Annotated in this window: 16 protein-coding genes and 1 tRNA gene; 14 read left to right on the top strand and 3 right to left on the bottom strand. The window is 59.3% G+C overall.

Annotated elements, in window-relative coordinates; all coding sequences use genetic code 11:
- Nucleotides 1-93: EF-Tu C-terminal domain-related protein (locus tag BLU35_RS33850; protein WP_018010126.1), on the top strand; the 93-nt coding region annotated here is incomplete at its 5' end.
- Between the two features lie 15 nt (nt 94-108).
- On the opposite strand, the gene BLU35_RS36530 is transcribed toward BLU35_RS33850, so the two are convergent.
- Both BLU35_RS36530 and BLU35_RS33845 read right to left on the bottom strand, forming a co-directional pair.
- Nucleotides 109-285 (bottom strand): GrpB family protein, encoded by a 177-nt coding sequence (locus tag BLU35_RS36530; protein ID WP_286161727.1) that lies wholly within the window; start codon nt 283-285, stop codon nt 109-111.
- Entirely contained in the window at nt 278-601 is a 324-nt protein-coding gene (locus tag BLU35_RS33845) for a GrpB family protein (RefSeq protein ID WP_286161726.1), read from the bottom strand. The genes BLU35_RS36530 and BLU35_RS33845 overlap by 8 nt, the downstream gene beginning before the upstream one ends.
- A gap of 251 nt (nt 602-852) precedes the next feature.
- Here BLU35_RS33845 and BLU35_RS33840 point away from each other — a divergent pair.
- The 9 genes from BLU35_RS33840 to rpoC all read left to right on the top strand — a co-directional run bounded on the left by BLU35_RS33840 (nt 853) and on the right by rpoC (nt 13,304).
- Nucleotides 853-928 (top strand) — tRNA-Trp (locus BLU35_RS33840).
- Between the two features lie 198 nt (nt 929-1,126).
- Nucleotides 1,127-1,327 carry a preprotein translocase subunit SecE gene (gene secE / locus BLU35_RS33835; protein WP_034795473.1) on the top strand — a complete coding sequence of 67 codons (201 nt, stop codon included), beginning with the start codon at nt 1,127-1,129 and terminating at the stop codon, nt 1,325-1,327.
- Nucleotides 1,328-1,343: 16 nt separating this feature from the next.
- Complete coding sequence (gene nusG, locus BLU35_RS33830; protein ID WP_034795476.1) at nt 1,344-1,874, top strand: transcription termination/antitermination protein NusG; 531 nt, start codon at nt 1,344-1,346, stop codon at nt 1,872-1,874.
- A gap of 207 nt (nt 1,875-2,081) precedes the next feature.
- Complete coding sequence (gene rplK, locus BLU35_RS33825; RefSeq protein ID WP_043626293.1) at nt 2,082-2,513, top strand: 50S ribosomal protein L11; 432 nt, start codon at nt 2,082-2,084, stop codon at nt 2,511-2,513.
- A 4-nt stretch (nt 2,514-2,517) separates the two neighbouring features.
- Nucleotides 2,518-3,216 carry a 50S ribosomal protein L1 gene (gene rplA, locus BLU35_RS33820; protein ID WP_057252169.1) on the top strand — a complete coding sequence of 233 codons (699 nt, stop codon included), beginning with the start codon at nt 2,518-2,520 and terminating at the stop codon, nt 3,214-3,216.
- A 332-nt stretch (nt 3,217-3,548) separates the two neighbouring features.
- Nucleotides 3,549-4,067 (top strand): 50S ribosomal protein L10, encoded by a 519-nt coding sequence (gene rplJ / locus BLU35_RS33815; protein WP_057252170.1) that lies wholly within the window; start codon nt 3,549-3,551, stop codon nt 4,065-4,067.
- Nucleotides 4,068-4,125: 58 nt separating this feature from the next.
- Complete coding sequence (gene rplL, locus BLU35_RS33810; protein WP_057252171.1) at nt 4,126-4,509, top strand: 50S ribosomal protein L7/L12; 384 nt, start codon at nt 4,126-4,128, stop codon at nt 4,507-4,509.
- A gap of 266 nt (nt 4,510-4,775) precedes the next feature.
- On the top strand, nt 4,776-8,915 hold the full coding sequence (gene rpoB, locus BLU35_RS33805) for a DNA-directed RNA polymerase subunit beta (RefSeq protein ID WP_057252172.1): 4,140 nt from the start codon (nt 4,776-4,778) through the stop codon (nt 8,913-8,915).
- A 183-nt stretch (nt 8,916-9,098) separates the two neighbouring features.
- Entirely contained in the window at nt 9,099-13,304 is a 4,206-nt protein-coding gene (gene rpoC / locus BLU35_RS33800; protein ID WP_065376943.1) for a DNA-directed RNA polymerase subunit beta', read from the top strand.
- Nucleotides 13,305-13,438: 134 nt separating this feature from the next.
- Here rpoC and BLU35_RS33795 read toward each other — a convergent pair whose 3' ends face one another.
- Complete coding sequence (locus tag BLU35_RS33795; RefSeq protein ID WP_057252174.1) at nt 13,439-13,735, bottom strand: hypothetical protein; 297 nt, start codon at nt 13,733-13,735, stop codon at nt 13,439-13,441.
- 564 nt (nt 13,736-14,299) lie between these two features.
- Between BLU35_RS33795 and rpsL the strand changes: the two genes are divergently transcribed.
- From rpsL to BLU35_RS35445, 4 genes are all read left to right on the top strand, one after another.
- A complete protein-coding gene (gene rpsL / locus BLU35_RS33790; protein ID WP_003507760.1) occupies nt 14,300-14,671 on the top strand; it encodes a 30S ribosomal protein S12 in 372 nt (123 codons plus the stop codon).
- A gap of 78 nt (nt 14,672-14,749) precedes the next feature.
- The gene (gene rpsG, locus BLU35_RS33785) at nt 14,750-15,220 is read left to right on the top strand and encodes a 30S ribosomal protein S7 (protein ID WP_057252175.1); all 471 of its coding nucleotides are present in this window, start codon (nt 14,750-14,752) and stop codon (nt 15,218-15,220) included.
- Nucleotides 15,221-15,253: 33 nt separating this feature from the next.
- On the top strand, nt 15,254-17,353 hold the full coding sequence (gene fusA / locus BLU35_RS33780) for an elongation factor G (protein WP_057252176.1): 2,100 nt from the start codon (nt 15,254-15,256) through the stop codon (nt 17,351-17,353).
- Between the two features lie 70 nt (nt 17,354-17,423).
- On the top strand, nt 17,424-17,518 hold a 95-nt coding region (locus BLU35_RS35445), incomplete at its 3' end, for a GTP-binding protein (RefSeq protein ID WP_018010120.1).

Genomic DNA, 17,518 nt, shown 5'->3' with positions numbered 1-17,518 from the left:
GTTCCGATCGCGATGGAAGAAAAGCTGCGCTTCGCGATCCGCGAAGGTGGCCGTACCGTCGGCGCAGGCATCGTTGCCTCGATCGTCGAGTAATCTGCTGATTTCAGATCAGTAGAGAGGCCCCGCTGGCAACGGCGGGGCCTTTTTCATTGCAGGAGCTGCCAGGACTTCGTCGATAAAGTCGCGCTTGCCGTGGGTGTGGATATCCCAATCGCAATTGGCGTCTGTGGCAAGCCGCTTTTTCAGCGTCTCATATCGCTCGGCATAGTCCGGCCGTTCACGCAACTGGTCGCGGAAGAAGAGGCGTGCCGTAGGGGCGCGTATCGGTGGTGAAGGTCCAGAGGCCGCTTGCGTGCGGATCGCCGTGAAAGGTGTAGCCGGTGCTGCGAAGGCGCGCAGTCAGTTCAGGCAGCCTTCTCAGATCCGCGATGACCGCATCGATATCGATCTTCGGCTTCGCCGCCAATCCGGGCACTGCGGTACTGCCAATGTGATGGACCTCGCGGACGAAGGGTGAAAGCAGCTTCGCGATCTCTGAGGCTCGCTCTTCAAACAACAATGGCCAGCAGGGATCGTATTCGACCAGCGTGATGCGCGACATATGATTCGGCTCCCGGCAATTGCCGGCAGGGTAGCGGATTCTCTACTTCGCGCGCCGCGGGAATTACGGCAGGCTCCACAATGACTTGCGCCCGTTCGTGACGCCGCAGGCGGCAGGGCAGGGGGTTGTTGCAATTCGATGAGGATTTTTTCGCTTCTTCGGTGAAAGGTGCTTGTCATCCTCCGGCAAACTGAATATTAAGCCGCTGACTTGAGGCGGCGACGCGTCGTTAGACGAAGGCGCAGCTGAATAGGGGTATAGCTCAGTTGGTAGAGCGGCGGTCTCCAAAACCGCAGGTCGGGGGTTCGAGCCCCTCTGCCCCTGCCACTTCTCTCGCGCTTGCATAAAGGCTGAGAGGTCGGCAAACTAAAGCTTAAGGACCGGTGACCCGGTCGACGAAATTCACAAAAAAGACTGATTGGCTCTTGTGGTTTTCAGAATCGGTCTTTATGTAGGGTCCAAACAGACACGCGGTGCGTGGGGCTGAATCATCGGCTTTACGCGCCGTAATGGCGTGAGCATTACATGGCATCCAAAACGAATCCGGTAACGTTTCTGCAGCAGGTTCGCTCTGAGACGTCGAAAGTGACTTGGCCTTCTCGGCGCGAGACGATGATCTCGACGCTGATGGTCTTTGTCATGGTCTTTTTTGCCGCTGCCTTCTTCTTTGCTGCGGACCAGTTGATGGGTTGGGCGATCGGCCTCATCCTCAACGTTGGCGCTTGATTGGGTGGAGGGTAGTATGGCTGCGCGCTGGTATATTGTTCACGCCTATTCGAACTTCGAAAAGAAGGTCGCTGAATCGATCGAGGAAAAGGCCAAGCAGAAGGGTCTCGAGCATTTGTTCGAGAAGATTCTCGTGCCGACCGAGAAAGTCGTCGAAGTGCGTCGTGGCCGCAAGGTCGACGCCGAGCGCAAGTTCTTCCCGGGCTACGTTCTGGTCCGCGCCAATCTGACGGATGAGGCTTTCCATCTCATCAAGAATACGCCGAAGGTAACGGGTTTCCTCGGTACCGACAGCAAGCCGGTTCCGATTCCGGACCATGAGGCTGAGCGCATCCTTGGTCAGGTCCAGGATGGCGTCGAGCGTCCGAAGCCGTCGGTTTCGTTCGAGATCGGCGAGCAGGTCCGCGTTTCGGATGGTCCGTTCGCCTCGTTCAACGGCGTCGTTCAGGACGTCGACGAAGAGCGTTCGCGCCTCAAGGTCGAGGTTTCGATCTTCGGTCGCGCGACGCCGGTCGAGCTGGAATACGGTCAGGTCGAGAAGGTCTGAGAAGATCTCAAGAGATAGGGCGGGTTGCGACCCGTTCTGGCGGAGAAATCCGCATGCGCGTGGAAGGGGAGCGACCTTAGCCGGGTCGGATCGTCCGTACCACGCAACCGCAGCCGCTGATCCCCGTGATCGGCAACAAGCCGGGCAACCGGCGTAACAGATCCCGGTGCGATCCGTCGCAAAGGGATTTCAGAAAGGCAGAGAGAAATGGCTAAGAAAGTTGCAGGCCAGCTCAAGCTGCAGGTGAAGGCTGGGTCGGCCAATCCGTCCCCGCCGATCGGTCCTGCGCTCGGTCAGCGTGGCATTAACATCATGGAATTCTGCAAGGCGTTCAATGCCGCCACGCAGGAAATGGAAAAGGGTATGCCGATCCCGGTCGTCATCACCTATTACCAGGACAAGTCCTTCACTTTCGTCATGAAGCAGCCGCCGGTCAGCTACTTCCTGAAGAAGGAAGCAAAGATCCAGTCCGGTTCGAAGACCCCCGGCAAGGGCGGTTCGGCCGGCAAGCTCACCAAGGCTCAGATCAAGTCGATCGCCGAAGCCAAGATGAAGGATCTCAATGCTGCCGATATCGAAGGCGCAATGGCCATGATCGAGGGCTCTGCCCGCGCTATGGGCCTGGAAGTGGTAGGCTAAGACCATGGCGAAGATTGCAAAGCGTGTACAGAAGTCCCGCGAGGGCGTCGATCCGACGAAGATCTACGGCCTCACCGAGGCCGTTTCGATGGTCAAGGAACGTGCAACTGCCAAGTTCGACGAGACCATCGAAGTTGCGATGAACCTCGGCGTTGACCCGCGCCACGCCGACCAGATGGTCCGCGGCGTCGTCAACCTGCCGAACGGCACCGGCCGCTCGGTTCGCGTCGCCGTTTTCGCACGTGGCGCCAAGGCTGACGAAGCCAAGGCTGCCGGTGCTGACGTCGTTGGCGCGGAAGAGCTCGTCGAAATCGTTCAGGGCGGCAAGATCGATTTCGATCGCTGCATCGCAACCCCGGACATGATGCCGCTCGTCGGTCGCCTCGGTAAGGTTCTCGGCCCGCGTGGCATGATGCCGAACCCGAAGGTCGGCACGGTCACGATGGACGTCGCTGGTGCCGTCAAGGCATCCAAGGGCGGCGCCGTCGAGTTCCGCGTCGAAAAGGCCGGTATCGTTCACGCCGGCATCGGCAAGGCATCCTTCGATGCCAAGGCACTGGAAGAAAACATCCGTGCTTTCGCAGACGCAGTGATCAAGGCAAAGCCGACCGGCGCCAAGGGCAACTACGTCAAGCGCGTCGCTATTTCGTCGACCATGGGCCCAGGCCTCAAGATCGACCCGGCCACGCTCAGCGTCGCTTAATCGTTTTCGGGCTTCGGCCCGGTACCAAATTCCCGGCCTTTCGGGGCCGGGAATTCCGGACGTCAAGTCCGGAACTCCTGTCCGAGATTGCGGGTGGTTTTACCTTAATCACTTCGGCCTGCATGAGACGGGTAAGATCTGAATTTCGCAATGGCGCCGGAGGCGTCGAAATTCGGTTCGAACCTCGCTTGCCTTGTGTCAGACCCGGCTCTTCCGGGAACGCCAAGGGACAGGATCCTTAAGCGTTACGTGGGATCGAGCTCGATCTCGGGTGACAAAGGCAAACCCCGGCGGGGCTGCAGTATTGCAACCCTGCCTACTGGAGACAGACAGTGGAAAGAGCGGAAAAACGCGAATTCGTCACGGAGCTGAACGAAGTCTTCAAGGCTTCCGGTTCGGTTGTCGTGGCCCACTATGCTGGTGTCACAGTTGCGCAGATGAACGACTTCCGTTCGAAGATGCGCGCTGCTGGCGGCACCGTCAAAGTCGCGAAAAACCGCCTGGCCAAGATCGCTCTTCAGGGCACCGAGTCGGAAGGGATGAGCAATCTCTTCAAGGGTCAGACGCTGATCGCATACAGCGAAGACCCGATCACGGCTCCTAAGGTCGTCATGGATTTCGCCAAGACCAACGACAAGCTCGTTGTTCTCGGTGGCGCCATGGGCACAACCACGCTCAACGCCGAAGCAGTCAAGTCGCTCGCGACCCTGCCTTCGCTCGACGAGCTGCGCGCAAAGCTGCTGGGCCTTCTCAATGCCCCGGCAACCCGCGTCGCAACGGTTGTTGCAGCACCGGCAAGCCAGCTTGCTCGCGTGTTCTCGGCCTATGCCAAGAAGGACGAAGCCGCCTAAGGCGGATTTTCGCTGTTGTATTTAAAACCAGTTCGAACCGAACAAAAGGAAAAGTAAAATGGCTGATCTCGCAAAGATCGTTGAAGACCTCTCCTCGCTGACCGTTCTGGAAGCTGCTGAGCTTTCCAAGCTGCTCGAAGAGAAGTGGGGCGTTTCGGCTGCTGCTCCGGTAGCTGTTGCTGTTGCTGGCGGCGCTGCCGGCGGTGCTGCTGCTGCTGCTGAAGAAGAAAAGACCGAATTTGACGTTATCCTCGTTGACGCTGGCGCCAACAAGATCAACGTCATCAAGGAAGTCCGCGCCATCACCGGTCTCGGCCTCAAGGAAGCCAAGGACCTCGTCGAAGGCGCTCCTAAGCCGGTTAAGGAAGCAGTTTCCAAGGCTGAAGCTGCTGACCTCAAGAAGAAGCTCGAAGACGCTGGCGCCAAGGTTGACGTCAAGTAATTCGGCATTTTGCAAGGGGAGGTGGCCATTTCGGCCGCCTCTCTTTGACCGTTTTTGGAACATATTACCCAAAAGCCTGTCGAAAAACGGCTTTTGGGTAATGGGTTCTTCAAGAGGATGGTCTCGAACGGAAGGCAGCACAGCAATCCGCGCTGAGCGTTTTCCGTTAGCTGGACGAGATTGGACTACTCATTGATTGACGGGGTCGACTGGCCATCGGTTCCCGTCCGTTGCAGGCCCGGATGCAAGATTGACAAGGAGCGACGATGGCTCAGACCCTTTCGTTTAACGGTCGCAGGCGCGTACGCAAGTTTTTTGGTAAAATTCCAGAAGTCGCAGAAATGCCGAACCTTATCGAGGTTCAGAAGGCATCCTACGACCAGTTTCTGATGGTTGAAGAGCCCAAGGGCGGTCGCCCTGACGAGGGGCTCCAAGCTGTTTTCAAGTCCGTTTTCCCGATCAAGGATTTCTCGGGCGCATCGATGCTTGAGTTCGTGTCCTACGAATTCGAGCCGCCGAAGTTCGACGTCGAGGAATGCCGTCAGCGCGATCTGACCTACGCAGCGCCACTCAAGGTGACGCTGCGCCTCATCGTATTCGATATCGACGAGGATACCGGCGCGAAGTCGATCAAGGACATCAAGGAACAGAACGTCTACATGGGCGACATGCCGCTCATGACCGACAACGGTACCTTCATCGTCAATGGTACCGAGCGCGTTATCGTTTCGCAGATGCACCGGTCGCCGGGCGTGTTCTTCGACCACGACAAGGGCAAGAGCCATTCGTCGGGCAAGCTGCTCTTCGCAGCACGCGTCATTCCTTACCGCGGTTCCTGGCTCGACATCGAGTTCGACGCCAAGGACATCGTGCATGCCCGTATCGACCGCCGCCGCAAGATTCCGGTGTCGTCGCTGCTGATGGCGCTCGGCATGGACGGCGAGGAAATCCTCGACACCTTCTACACGAAGTCGCTTTACCAGCGCGACGGCGAAGGCTGGCGCGTGCCGTTCCAGCCGGATGCCCTGAAGGGTCAGAAGGCCATCACCGAGATGGTCGACGCCGACACCGGTGAAGTCGTTGTCGAGGCTGGCAAGAAGCTGACCCCGCGCCTGCTTCGTCAGTTGCAGGACAAGGGTCTGAAGGCGCTCAAGGCGACCAATGATGACCTCTACGGCAACTATCTTGCCGAAGACGTCGTCAACTTCGCAACCGGTGAAATCTACCTCGAAGCAGGCGACGAGATCGACGAGAAGACGCTTCCCGTCATTCTGTCGGCCGGCTTCGACGAAATCCCGGTTCTCGACATCGACCATATCAATGTCGGCGCCTACATCCGCAACACACTGACCGTAGACAAGAACGAGAACCGTCAGGACGCCCTGTTCGACATCTACCGCGTCATGCGTCCGGGCGAACCGCCGACCATGGATTCCGCGGAAGCCATGTTCAACACGCTGTTCTTCGATGCCGAGCGTTACGATCTCTCGGCCGTCGGCCGCGTCAAGATGAACATGCGCCTCGACCTCGAAGTCGCTGACACCGTTCGCATCCTGCGCAAGGAAGACATCCTGGCTGTCGTCAAGATGCTGGTCGAACTGCGTGACGGCAAGGGCGAAATCGACGACATCGACAACCTCGGCAACCGCCGTGTTCGTTCGGTCGGCGAGTTGATGGAAAACCAGTACCGCCTTGGTCTGCTCCGCATGGAGCGCGCGATCAAGGAACGTATGTCGTCGATTGAAATCGACACTGTCATGCCGCAGGATCTGATCAACGCCAAGCCGGCTGCCGCAGCCGTCCGCGAATTCTTCGGCTCCTCGCAGCTGTCGCAGTTCATGGACCAGGTGAACCCGCTTTCGGAAATCACCCACAAGCGCCGTCTTTCGGCACTTGGCCCGGGTGGTCTGACACGCGAGCGCGCCGGCTTTGAAGTCCGCGACGTTCACCCGACGCACTACGGCCGTATTTGCCCGATCGAAACGCCGGAAGGCCCGAACATCGGTCTGATCAACTCGCTCGCAACCTTCGCCCGCGTCAACAAGTACGGCTTCATCGAAAGCCCGTACCGCAAGATCGTTGACGGCAAGGTGACGAACGACGTCGTCTATCTCTCGGCGATGGAAGAAGCGAAGTATCACGTCGCCCAGGCCAACTCGGTTCTCGAGAGCGATGGTTCGTTCTCGGAAGAATTCGTCGTTTGCCGTCATGCCGGCGAAGTTATGCTGGCACCGCGCGACAACATCAACCTGATGGACGTTTCGCCGAAGCAGCTCGTTTCGGTCGCGGCCGCGCTCATCCCGTTCCTTGAGAACGACGACGCGAACCGCGCACTGATGGGCTCGAACATGCAGCGTCAGGCCGTGCCGCTGCTGCGCGCCGAAGCGCCGTTCGTCGGTACCGGCATGGAGCCGGTCGTTGCCCGCGACTCCGGCGCAGCAATCGCTGCCCGTCGTGGCGGTGTCGTCGACCAGGTTGACGCGACCCGTATCGTTATCCGCGCCACCGAAGACCTCGATCCGTCGAAGTCGGGCGTCGATATCTATCGTCTGCAGAAGTTCCAGCGTTCGAACCAGAACACCTGCGTCAACCAGCGTCCGCTGGTTACCGTCGGTGACGTTCTGAACAAGGGCGACATCATCGCCGACGGTCCGTCGACCGACCTCGGCGACCTGGCGCTCGGCCGCAACGCGCTCGTCGCGTTCATGCCGTGGAACGGCTACAACTACGAAGACTCGATCCTGCTCTCCGAGCGGATCGTGCGCGACGACGTGTTCACCTCCATCCACATCGAAGAATTCGAAGTGATGGCGCGTGACACGAAGCTGGGTCCGGAAGAAATCACCCGCGACATTCCGAACGTTTCGGAAGAAGCGCTGCGTAACCTCGACGAAGCCGGTATCGTTTATATCGGTGCTGAGGTTCAGCCGGGTGACATCCTCGTCGGCAAGATCACGCCGAAGGGCGAAAGCCCGATGACGCCGGAAGAAAAGCTTCTGCGCGCCATCTTCGGTGAAAAGGCTTCCGACGTTCGCGACACCTCGATGCGCATGCCCCCGGGCACCTTCGGTACCGTCGTCGAAGTTCGCGTCTTCAACCGCCACGGCGTTGAGAAGGACGAACGCGCGATGGCGATCGAGCGCGAGGAAATCGAACGCCTCGCCAAGGACCGCGACGACGAACAGGCGATCCTCGATCGTAACGTCTACGCACGTCTCGTCGACATGCTGCGTGGCCACACGGCCGTTGCCGGCCCGAAGGGCTTCAAGAAGGGCACCGAGCTTTCGAACCTCGTCGTCAGCGAATACCCCCGCTCGCAGTGGTGGATGTTCGCCGTCGAAGACGAAAAGGCTCAGGGCGAGATCGAAGCTCTGCGCGCCCAGTACGACGAATCCAAGTCGCGCCTTGAACAGCGCTTCATGGACAAGGTCGAGAAGGTCCAGCGCGGCGACGAAATGCCTCCGGGCGTCATGAAGATGGTCAAGGTCTTCGTCGCTGTGAAGCGCAAGATCCAGCCGGGCGACAAGATGGCCGGCCGTCACGGCAACAAGGGTGTCGTGTCGCGTATCGTGCCGATCGAAGACATGCCGTTCCTGGAAGACGGCACGCATGTCGACGTCGTTCTGAACCCGCTCGGCGTTCCGTCGCGCATGAACGTCGGCCAGATCCTCGAAACCCATCTCGGCTGGGCTTGCGCCGGCATGGGCAAGAAGATCGGCGCGATGCTCGATGCCTATAAGGCAGGCGCCGACATCCAGCCGCTGCGCGACACCATCGACAGCGTCATCGGGTCGGGCCCGAAGGGCGAGCCGATCAAGCAGTACGACGACGAGTCGATCGTGCGCCTGGCCGAGCAGACCCGTCGCGGCGTTTCGATCGCGACGCCGGTCTTCGACGGTGCTGTCGAAGCCGACGTCAACGAGATGCTGGAGCAGGCGGGCCTGAAGGTAACCGGTCAGTCGACGCTTTACGATGGCCGTACCGGCGATCAGTTCGACCGTCAGGTGACCGTGGGCTACATCTACATGCTCAAGCTCAACCACTTGGTCGACGACAAGATCCACGCCCGTTCGATCGGTCCGTACTCGCTCGTCACCCAGCAGCCGCTGGGCGGTAAGGCGCAGTTCGGCGGTCAGCGCTTCGGGGAAATGGAGGTCTGGGCGCTGGAAGCTTACGGCGCGGCCTACACCCTGCAGGAAATGCTGACGGTCAAGTCGGACGACGTTGCCGGTCGTACCAAGGTCTACGAAGCGATCGTCCGTGGCGACGATACCTTCGAAGCGGGCATTCCGGAGAGCTTCAACGTTCTCGTCAAGGAAATGCGCTCGCTGGGCCTTTCGGTCGAGCTCGAAAACTCGAAGGTCGACGAGGCTGGCGCGGCACAGTTGCCGGACGCAGCCGAGTAAAGAGACCCAAGGTGCGTGCCGCGATGCGGCGCGCACCGTTTCCGCCTGAAGACGCTGACGTTTTCGGCAGGAACAGAGCCGCAGCCAATGCGGTTTTAGCTGTTTAAGGGGCAGGGGCCGGCGCCCGGGATTTGTCGGCACCCTCGCCAAGCTCAGGGCGTAAAGCCCGTAAAGGAGACAGGCATGAACCAAGAGGTCATGAATCTTTTCAATCCGCAGGTGCCTGCACAGACCTTCGATTCCATCCGGATTTCGATCGCCTCGCCGGAGAAGATTCTTTCCTGGTCTTACGGTGAGATCAAGAAGCCGGAGACGATCAACTACCGTACGTTCAAGCCGGAACGCGACGGTCTGTTCTGCGCGCGCATCTTTGGCCCGATCAAGGACTACGAGTGCCTGTGCGGCAAGTACAAGCGCATGAAGTACAAGGGCATCATCTGCGAAAAGTGCGGCGTCGAAGTCACGCTGTCGCGCGTTCGCCGTGAGCGCATGGGCCACATCGAGCTCGCCGCTCCCGTCGCCCACATCTGGTTCCTGAAGTCGTTGCCTTCACGCATTTCGACGCTGCTCGACATGACGCTGAAGGATGTCGAACGCGTTCTGTACTTCGAAAACTACATCGTGACCGAGCCGGGTCTGACGTCGCTGAAGGAAAACCAGCTCCTCAGCGAAGAAGACTACATGCTCGCCGTCGATGAGTTCGGCGAAGATCAGTTCACCGCCATGATCGGCGCTGAAGCGATCTATGAAATGCTCGCTTCGATGAATCTGGAGAAGATCGCTGGTGACCTGCGCGCCGAGCTCGCTGAGACGACCTCGGATCTGAAGCAGAAGAAGCTGATGAAGCGGCTGAAGATCGTCGAGAACTTCATGGATTCCGGCAATCGTCCGGAATGGATGATCATGAAGGTCGTTCCGGTGATCCCGCCGGATCTGCGCCCGCTCGTCCCGCTCGACGGTGGCCGTTTCGCGACGTCGGATCTGAACGATCTCTACCGCCGCGTGATCAACCGTAACAACCGTCTCAAGCGCCTGATCGAACTGCGTGCTCCGGGCATTATCATCCGCAACGAAAAGCGCATGCTGCAGGAATCTGTGGACGCGCTGTTCGATAACGGCCGTCGTGGCCGCGTCATCACCGGTGCCAACAAGCGTCCGCTGAAGTCGTTGTCCGACATGCTCAAGGGCAAGCAGGGCCGCTTCCGTCAGAACTTGCTCGGCAAGCGCGTCGACTATTCCGGCCGCTCGGTTATCGTGACCGGTCCGGAACTGAAGCTGCACCAGTGCGGTCTTCCGAAGAAGATGGCGCTCGAGTTGTTCAAGCCGTTCATCTACGCCCGCCTCGACGCCAAGGGTTACTCCTCGACCGTCAAGCAGGCCAAGAAGCTCGTTGAAAAGGAAAAGCCGGAAGTCTGGGATATCCTCGACGAGGTCATCCGCGAGCATCCGGTTCTCTTGAACCGCGCGCCGACGCTGCACCGCCTGGGCATCCAGGCCTTCGAACCGACCCTGGTCGAAGGCAAGGCGATCCAGCTGCATCCGCTCGTCTGCACGGCCTTCAACGCCGACTTCGACGGTGACCAGATGGCCGTTCACGTGCCGCTGTCGCTCGAAGCCCAGCTCGAAGCACGCGTGCTGATGATGTCGACGAACAACATTCTGCACCCGGCAAACGGCGCGCCGATCATCGTTCCGTCGCAGGACATGGTTCTCGGTCTCTACTACTTGTCGATCCTGAACCAGAACGAGCCGGGCGAAGGCATGGCGTTTTCGGACATGGGCGAGTTGCATCACGCACTCGAAACCAAGGCCGTGACCCTGCATGCCAAGATCCGTGGCCGCTTCAAGACCGTCGATGCCGAGGGCAACCCGGTTTCGAAGATCTACGAAACGACGCCTGGCCGCATGATCATCGGCGAGCTGCTGCCGCGCAACGTCAACGTGCCGTTCGACATCTGCAACCAGGAAATGACCAAGAAGAACATCTCCAAGATGATCGACGCGGTCTACCGTCACTGCGGCCAGAAGGACACGGTCATCTTCTGCGACCGCATCATGCAGCTTGGCTTTGCCCATGCCTGCCGCGCCGGCATTTCGTTCGGCAAGGACGACATGGTCATTCCGGACACCAAGGTGAAGATCGTCGGCGACACTGAAGCGCTCGTGAAGGAATACGAGCAGCAGTACAATGACGGCCTCATCACCCAGGGCGAAAAGTACAACAAGGTTGTCGACGCCTGGGGCAAGGCGACCGAAAAGGTCGCCGACGAAATGATGGCCCGCATTAAGGCGGTGGAATTTGACGAAAACGGTCGTCAGAAGCCGATGAACTCGATCTACATGATGTCGCACTCCGGCGCCCGTGGTTCTCCGAACCAGATGCGTCAGCTGGGCGGCATGCGCGGCCTGATGGCCAAGCCGTCGGGTGAAATCATCGAGACGCCGATCATCTCGAACTTCAAGGAAGGCCTCACCGTTAACGAGTACTTCAACTCGACCCACGGTGCCCGTAAGGGTCTGGCCGACACCGCCTTGAAGACTGCGAACTCCGGTTACCTGACCCGTCGTCTCGTCGACGTCGCGCAGGATTGCATCGTCAACTCCGTCGATTGCGGCACCGAAAACGGTCTCACAATGACGGCGATCGTCGACGCCGGTCAGGTTGTGGCCTCGCTTGGCGCTCGTATTCTTGGCCGTACGGCTCTGGACGACATCGATCACCCGGTCACGGGCGCTCGCATCGTCGATGCCGGCCGGATGATCCTGGAACCCGACGTCATCGAGATCGAGAAGGCTGGTATCCAGTCGATCCGCATCCGTTCGGCGCTGACCTGCGAAATCCAGACGGGCGTTTGCGGCGTCTGCTACGGCCGCGACCTGGCTCGTGGTACGCCGGTCAACATGGGCGAAGCGGTTGGCGTTATCGCTGCACAGTCGATCGGTGAACCGGGCACCCAGCTCACCATGCGTACCTTCCACCTGGGTGGTACGGCGACCGTGGTCGACCAGTCGTTCCTGGAAGCGTCCTACGAAGGTACGGTCCAGATCAAGAACCGCAACATGCTGCGCAACTCGGACGGCGTTCTCGTCGCGATGGGCCGTAACATGGCGGTCCAGATCTTGGACGAGCGTGGCGTCGAGCGTTCGTCGCAGCGTGTTGCCTATGGTTCGAAGATCCTCGTCGACGATGGCGACAAGGTGAAGCGCGGCCAGCGTCTCGCCGAGTGGGACCCCTACACCCGTCCGATGATGACGGAAGTAGAAGGTACCGTTCACTTCGAAGACGTCGTCGACGGCATCTCGGTGCTCGAAGCGACCGACGAGTCGACCGGTATCACCAAGCGCCAGGTTATCGACTGGCGTTCGACCCCGCGTGGTACGGACCTCAAGCCGGCGATCGTCATCAAGGACAAGAACGGCGCAGTTGCCAAGCTGTCGCGCGGCGGCGAAGCCCGCTTCTTGCTCTCGGTCGACGCGATCCTCTCGGTCGAACCCGGCCAGAAGGTCAGCCAGGGTGACGTTCTCGCTCGTTCGCCGCTCGAAAGCGCCAAGACCAAGGACATCACCGGTGGTCTGCCGCGTGTTGCCGAACTGTTCGAAGCCCGTCGTCCGAAGGATCACGCCATCATCGCTGAGATCGATGGCACCGTTCGCTTCGGCCGCGACTACAAGAACAAGCGTCGCGTTCTGATCGAGCCGGCGGAAGACGGTGTCGAGCCGGTCGAGTACCTGATCCCGAAGGGCAAGCCCTTCCATCTTCAGGATGGCGACTACATCGAAAAGGGCGACTACATCCTCGACGGCAACCCGGCGCCGCACGACATCCTGGCGATCAAGGGCGTGGAAGCACTTGCTTCCTACCTGGTCAACGAAATCCAGGAAGTCTACCGACTGCAGGGCGTTGTCATCAACGACAAGCACATCGAAGTCATCGTTCGCCAGATGCTGCAGAAGGTGGAAATCACCGATGCCGGCGACTCGACCTACATCGTCGGTGACAATGTCGACCGGATCGAGCTCGAAGACGTCAACGACGGCCTGATCGAACAGGGCAAGAAGCCGGCATACGGCGATCCGGTCCTGCTCGGCATCACCAAGGCGTCGCTGCAGACACCGTCCTTCATCTCGGCGGCTTCGTTCCAGGAAACCACCAAGGTCCTGACCGAAGCGGCGATCGCTGGCAAGACGGACGGCCTGCAGGGCCTGAAGGAAAACGTCATTGTCGGCCGTCTGATCCCGGCCGGTACCGGTGGCACGATGACCCAGATCCGCCGCATCGCAACCGCGCGCGACGAAATGATCCTGGAAGAACGTCGTCGCGGCACGGGCGCCGAGGCAGCAACGCCAATGCTTGCCGATCTCGCCAACGAGAACGCTGCAGCCGAATAAGCGGGGAGGGCGGGTTATTCCGCCCTCTGACCCACACAAAGAAGAAGCCGCCGAGAGCGATCTCGGCGGCTTCTTCTTTTGGGCGGTCGCCCCACGCGGCAACGGCGAGGGCGAAGGTCGCTTGATTGCAAAGATTAGCTAAAGCGGATGATCGCCACTTCGCCTTCGAGTGCGCCCTGATAGGCGGAGGCGTGGGGTTCGTCGCTCGGGATCTCGGTCAGTGTGCCGATCTGGTCCAGATCAGCCTCGAGAAAACCCTCTTCGGCAAGGGCGTTCAGTGCTTCGCGAACAGCGGTATCGTCGTCAGGCGCCTTGAGCATCACGTGAATGTCCACGCCGTCTTCGTCGCCGTCGGTCTCATAGGCCTTGCCGATGATGATGAACACCATCGGTTCGTCCGGGGCATTGTCGTTGTCTGGGGTGACGGCCATATTGTTTCCTTTCGATTGGCTGGCGCGACCTTAGCGCCCTTTTTTGTCCAGCGCGATGGAAATGCATCGCGCCTCGAATGCTTCTGCAGCGACCGACTCGAAGATGGTGGAAAACCCCCACAAAGTGGTTGCCGATTCCTCAACCCTATCCGACACTCCGCCTGTCGAAGGGCCAAAGAGGCGGGCATGAGGTTCGAAACCATGTGCAAAAGCCTTGTTTTGCAGGCATGTCAGGCCTGCGCGCGATAGAATATTTCTTAATTGCCCTTGACTGTTGGCCTTGAAATCAGTACACCCCGCCGCATCGGAGCCCATGTGAGGCTGGCTGGTTCGGAACGTCGCGTTCTGGAGTTCGCCTCAAACAAGGTTCGAAACGCACGCCGACGACTACAATGCTGCACGCAAGACGCGCACGATAGTGCGTCCTCTGCTTTATTTGGGGCCATCTGCGGAAAGGCGGATCGGCCCCTGTTTTGCGCATTTCATGAGGCGTTCGAAACTGCCGGCGACGGCAACGATCCGCCCGCAAGGGTAACGTGATAAGATTTTGCAAGGGATGGGTATATGCCTACCGTAAACCAGCTGATCCGCAAGCCTCGTCAGGCACAGGTAAAGCGCAATAAGGTTCCTGCTCTGCAGGAAAACCCGCAGAAGCGTGGCGTTTGCACCCGCGTTTACACGACGACCCCGAAGAAGCCGAACTCGGCTCTCCGCAAGGTTGCCAAGATTCGTCTGACGAACGGCTTCGAAGTCATCGGCTACATTCCGGGTGAAGGTCACAACCTTCAGGAGCACTCGGTTGTCATGATCCGCGGCGGCCGCGTTAAGGACCTTCCGGGCGTTCGTTACCACATCATCCGTGGTGTTCTCGATACGCAGGGCGTCAAGAACCGCAAGCAGCGTCGTTCGAAGTACGGTGCAAAGCGTCCGAAGTAATTCGGTTTTGAAAATCCCGGCGCTGCGCGAGGTCCTCCGCGTGGTAAAGCGCTGAAACAGTTTGAAGAGACGAGAAGTATGTCCCGACGTCATAAAGCAGAAAAGCGCGAGATCAATCCGGATCCGAAGTTCGGTGATCTGGTTGTCACGAAGTTCATGAACGCCATCATGCTGCACGGCAAGAAGTCTGTTGCGGAAAGCATTGTCTACGGCGCGTTCGATGCGGTTCAGGTCAAGCTGAAGCAAGAGCCGATCACCGTATTCCACTCTGCGCTCGACAACATCGCGCCGCACGTTGAAGTGCGTTCGCGCCGCGTCGGTGGTGCAACTTACCAGGTTCCGGTCGATGTTCGTCCGGAGCGTCGCCAGGCCCTCGCCATCCGTTGGCTGATTGCGGCCGCACGCAAGCGTAACGAAACGACCATGGTTGATCGCCTGTGCGGCGAACTCATGGACGCAGCGAACAACCGTGGTAGCGCCGTGAAGAAGCGCGAAGACACGCACAAGATGGCTGATGCCAACCGTGCGTTCTCGCATTATCGCTGGTAATTCTGGCGCGAACGTCTCAAGAGGCAGTCCACTATGGCACGCGAATACAAAATCGAAGACTACCGCAATTTCGGTATTATGGCGCACATCGACGCTGGCAAGACCACGACGACTGAGCGCATCCTGTACTACACCGGCAAGTCCCACAAGATCGGCGAAGTCCACGACGGCGCTGCGACCATGGACTGGATGGAGCAGGAGCAGGAACGCGGCATCACCATCACCTCTGCTGCCACGACCACCTTCTGGAAGGGCCGTGACGGCAAGACCCGCCGCTTTAACATCATCGACACCCCCGGCCACGTTGACTTCACCATCGAAGTCGAGCGTTCGCTGCGCGTTCTCGACGGTGCTATTGCGCTTCTCGACGCCAACGCCGGTGTTGAGCCGCAGACGGAAACCGTCTGGCGTCAGGCTGAGAAGTACAATGTTCCGCGCATGATCTTCTGCAACAAGATGGACAAGACCGGCGCCGACTTCTACCGCTCGGTCGAGATGATCAAGACCCGTCTCGGTGCAACGGCTGTCGTCATGCAGCTGCCGATCGGTGCTGAAACCGAATTCAAGGGCGTTATCGATCTGATCGAGATGAATGCTCTCGTCTGGCGCGACGAGTCCCTCGGCGCTCAGTGGGACGTTGTCGAAATCCCGGACGACCTGAAGGACAAGGCCGAAGAATATCGCGAAAAGCTGATCGAGACCGTTGTCGAGATCGACGAAGCTGCGATGGAAGCCTATCTCGAAGGCAACATGCCCTCGAATGACAAGATCCGCGAACTCGTTCGCCGCGGCACCATCGACGTGAAGTTCCACCCGATGTTCTGCGGTACCGCGTTCAAGAACAAGGGCGTTCAGCCGCTTCTCGACGCCGTCGTTGACTACCTGCCGTCGCCGCTCGACATTCCGGCGATCAAGGGTATCGACGCCAAGACCGAAGCAGAGATCGAGCGTCACGCTGATGATGCCGAGCCGCTTTCGATGCTCGCGTTCAAGATCATGAACGACCCCTTCGTCGGTTCGCTGACCTTTGCGCGCATCTACTCGGGCAAGCTCGAAAAGGGCTCGTCGGTCATGAACACGGTCAAGGACAAGCGCGAGCGCGTCGGCCGCATGCTGCAGATGCACTCCAACAGCCGTGAAGACATCGAAGAAGCATTTGCTGGCGACATCGTTGCTCTGGCTGGTCTCAAGGAAACCACGACGGGTGACACGCTCTGCGACCCGCTGAAGCCGGTTATCCTCGAGCGCATGGAGTTCCCCGAGCCGGTTATCCAGATCGCGATCGAGCCGAAGTCCAAGGGCGACCAGGAAAAGATGGGCCTCGCGCTCAACCGTCTGGCTGCCGAAGACCCGTCCTTCCGCGTCAAGACTGACCAGGAATCCGGTCAGACGATCATCGCCGGCATGGGCGAACTTCACCTCGACATCATCGTCGACCGCATGCGTCGCGAGTTCAAGGTTGAAGCAAACGTCGGCGCGCCGCAGGTTGCTTACCGCGAAACCATCACGCGCCAGCACGAAGAAGACTACACGCACAAGAAGCAGTCCGGTGGTACCGGTCAGTTCGCGCGCGTCAAGATCGTCTTCGAACCGAACCCGGAAGGCGAAGACTTCAAGTTCGAGTCCAAGATCGTCGGCGGTGCTGTTCCGAAGGAATACATCCCGGGCGTTCAGAAGGGTATCGAAAGCGTTCTGTCTTCGGGTCCGCTCGCTGGCTTCCCGATGCTGGGCGTCAAGGCGACGCTCATCGACGGCGCATTCCACGACGTCGACTCGTCGGTTCTGGCCTTCGAAATCGCATCGCGTGCTTGCTTCCGTGAAGCGGCCAAGAAGGCTGGCGCACAGCTTCTCGAGCCGATGATGAAGGTCGAAGTCGTAACGCCGGAAGACTATGTCGGTGACGTTATCGGCGACCTGAATTCTCGTCGTGGCCAGATCCAGGGCCAGGAATCGCGTGGCGTTGCTGTCGTCATCGCCGCAAACGTGCCGCTCGCGAACATGTTCAAGTACGTCGACAACCTGCGTTCGATGTCTCAGGGTCGCGCACAGTACACGATGACCTTCGATCACTACGCGCCGGTTCCGTCGAACGTCGCACAGGAAATCCAGGCGAAGTATTCCGGTCAGAAGTGACCGGAATACCCTTTCGCTGACAGAAGTTAAGAGTTTTCCCCGGTAGGGGATAGAAAACGGAGAGCCGGAAATGGCAAAGAGCAAATTTGAGCGCAACAAGCCGCACGTTAACATTGGCACGATTGGCCACGTTGACCATGGCAAGACGTCGCTGACCGCAGCGAT

Source organism: Sinorhizobium sp. NFACC03 (assembly GCF_900103435.1).
Taxonomy (GTDB): Bacteria; Pseudomonadota; Alphaproteobacteria; order Rhizobiales; family Rhizobiaceae; genus Ensifer.
The sequence above is the reverse complement of the archived record's forward strand: the minus strand, read 5'-3'. Positions and strand labels throughout refer to the sequence as shown.

Bases quoted from the DNA above. Each gene is read 5' to 3' on its own strand.
- rpoC (WP_065376943.1), top strand. From the start codon at position 9,099: ATGAACCAAGAGGTCATGAATCTTTTCAATCCGCAGGTGCCTGCACAG.
- fusA (WP_057252176.1), top strand. From the start codon at position 15,254: ATGGCACGCGAATACAAAATCGAAGACTACCGCAATTTCGGTATTATG.
- rplK (WP_043626293.1), top strand. From the start codon at position 2,082: ATGGCTAAGAAAGTTGCAGGCCAGCTCAAGCTGCAGGTGAAGGCTGGG.
- nusG (WP_034795476.1), top strand. From the start codon at position 1,344: ATGGCTGCGCGCTGGTATATTGTTCACGCCTATTCGAACTTCGAAAAG.
- rpsL (WP_003507760.1), top strand. From the start codon at position 14,300: ATGCCTACCGTAAACCAGCTGATCCGCAAGCCTCGTCAGGCACAGGTA.
- rpoB (WP_057252172.1), top strand. From the start codon at position 4,776: ATGGCTCAGACCCTTTCGTTTAACGGTCGCAGGCGCGTACGCAAGTTT.
- BLU35_RS33845 (WP_286161726.1), bottom strand. From the start codon at position 601: ATGTCGCGCATCACGCTGGTCGAATACGATCCCTGCTGGCCATTGTTG.
- BLU35_RS33795 (WP_057252174.1), bottom strand. From the start codon at position 13,735: ATGGCCGTCACCCCAGACAACGACAATGCCCCGGACGAACCGATGGTG.
- rplA (WP_057252169.1), top strand. From the start codon at position 2,518: ATGGCGAAGATTGCAAAGCGTGTACAGAAGTCCCGCGAGGGCGTCGAT.
- rplL (WP_057252171.1), top strand. From the start codon at position 4,126: ATGGCTGATCTCGCAAAGATCGTTGAAGACCTCTCCTCGCTGACCGTT.
- rpsG (WP_057252175.1), top strand. From the start codon at position 14,750: ATGTCCCGACGTCATAAAGCAGAAAAGCGCGAGATCAATCCGGATCCG.
- secE (WP_034795473.1), top strand. From the start codon at position 1,127: ATGGCATCCAAAACGAATCCGGTAACGTTTCTGCAGCAGGTTCGCTCT.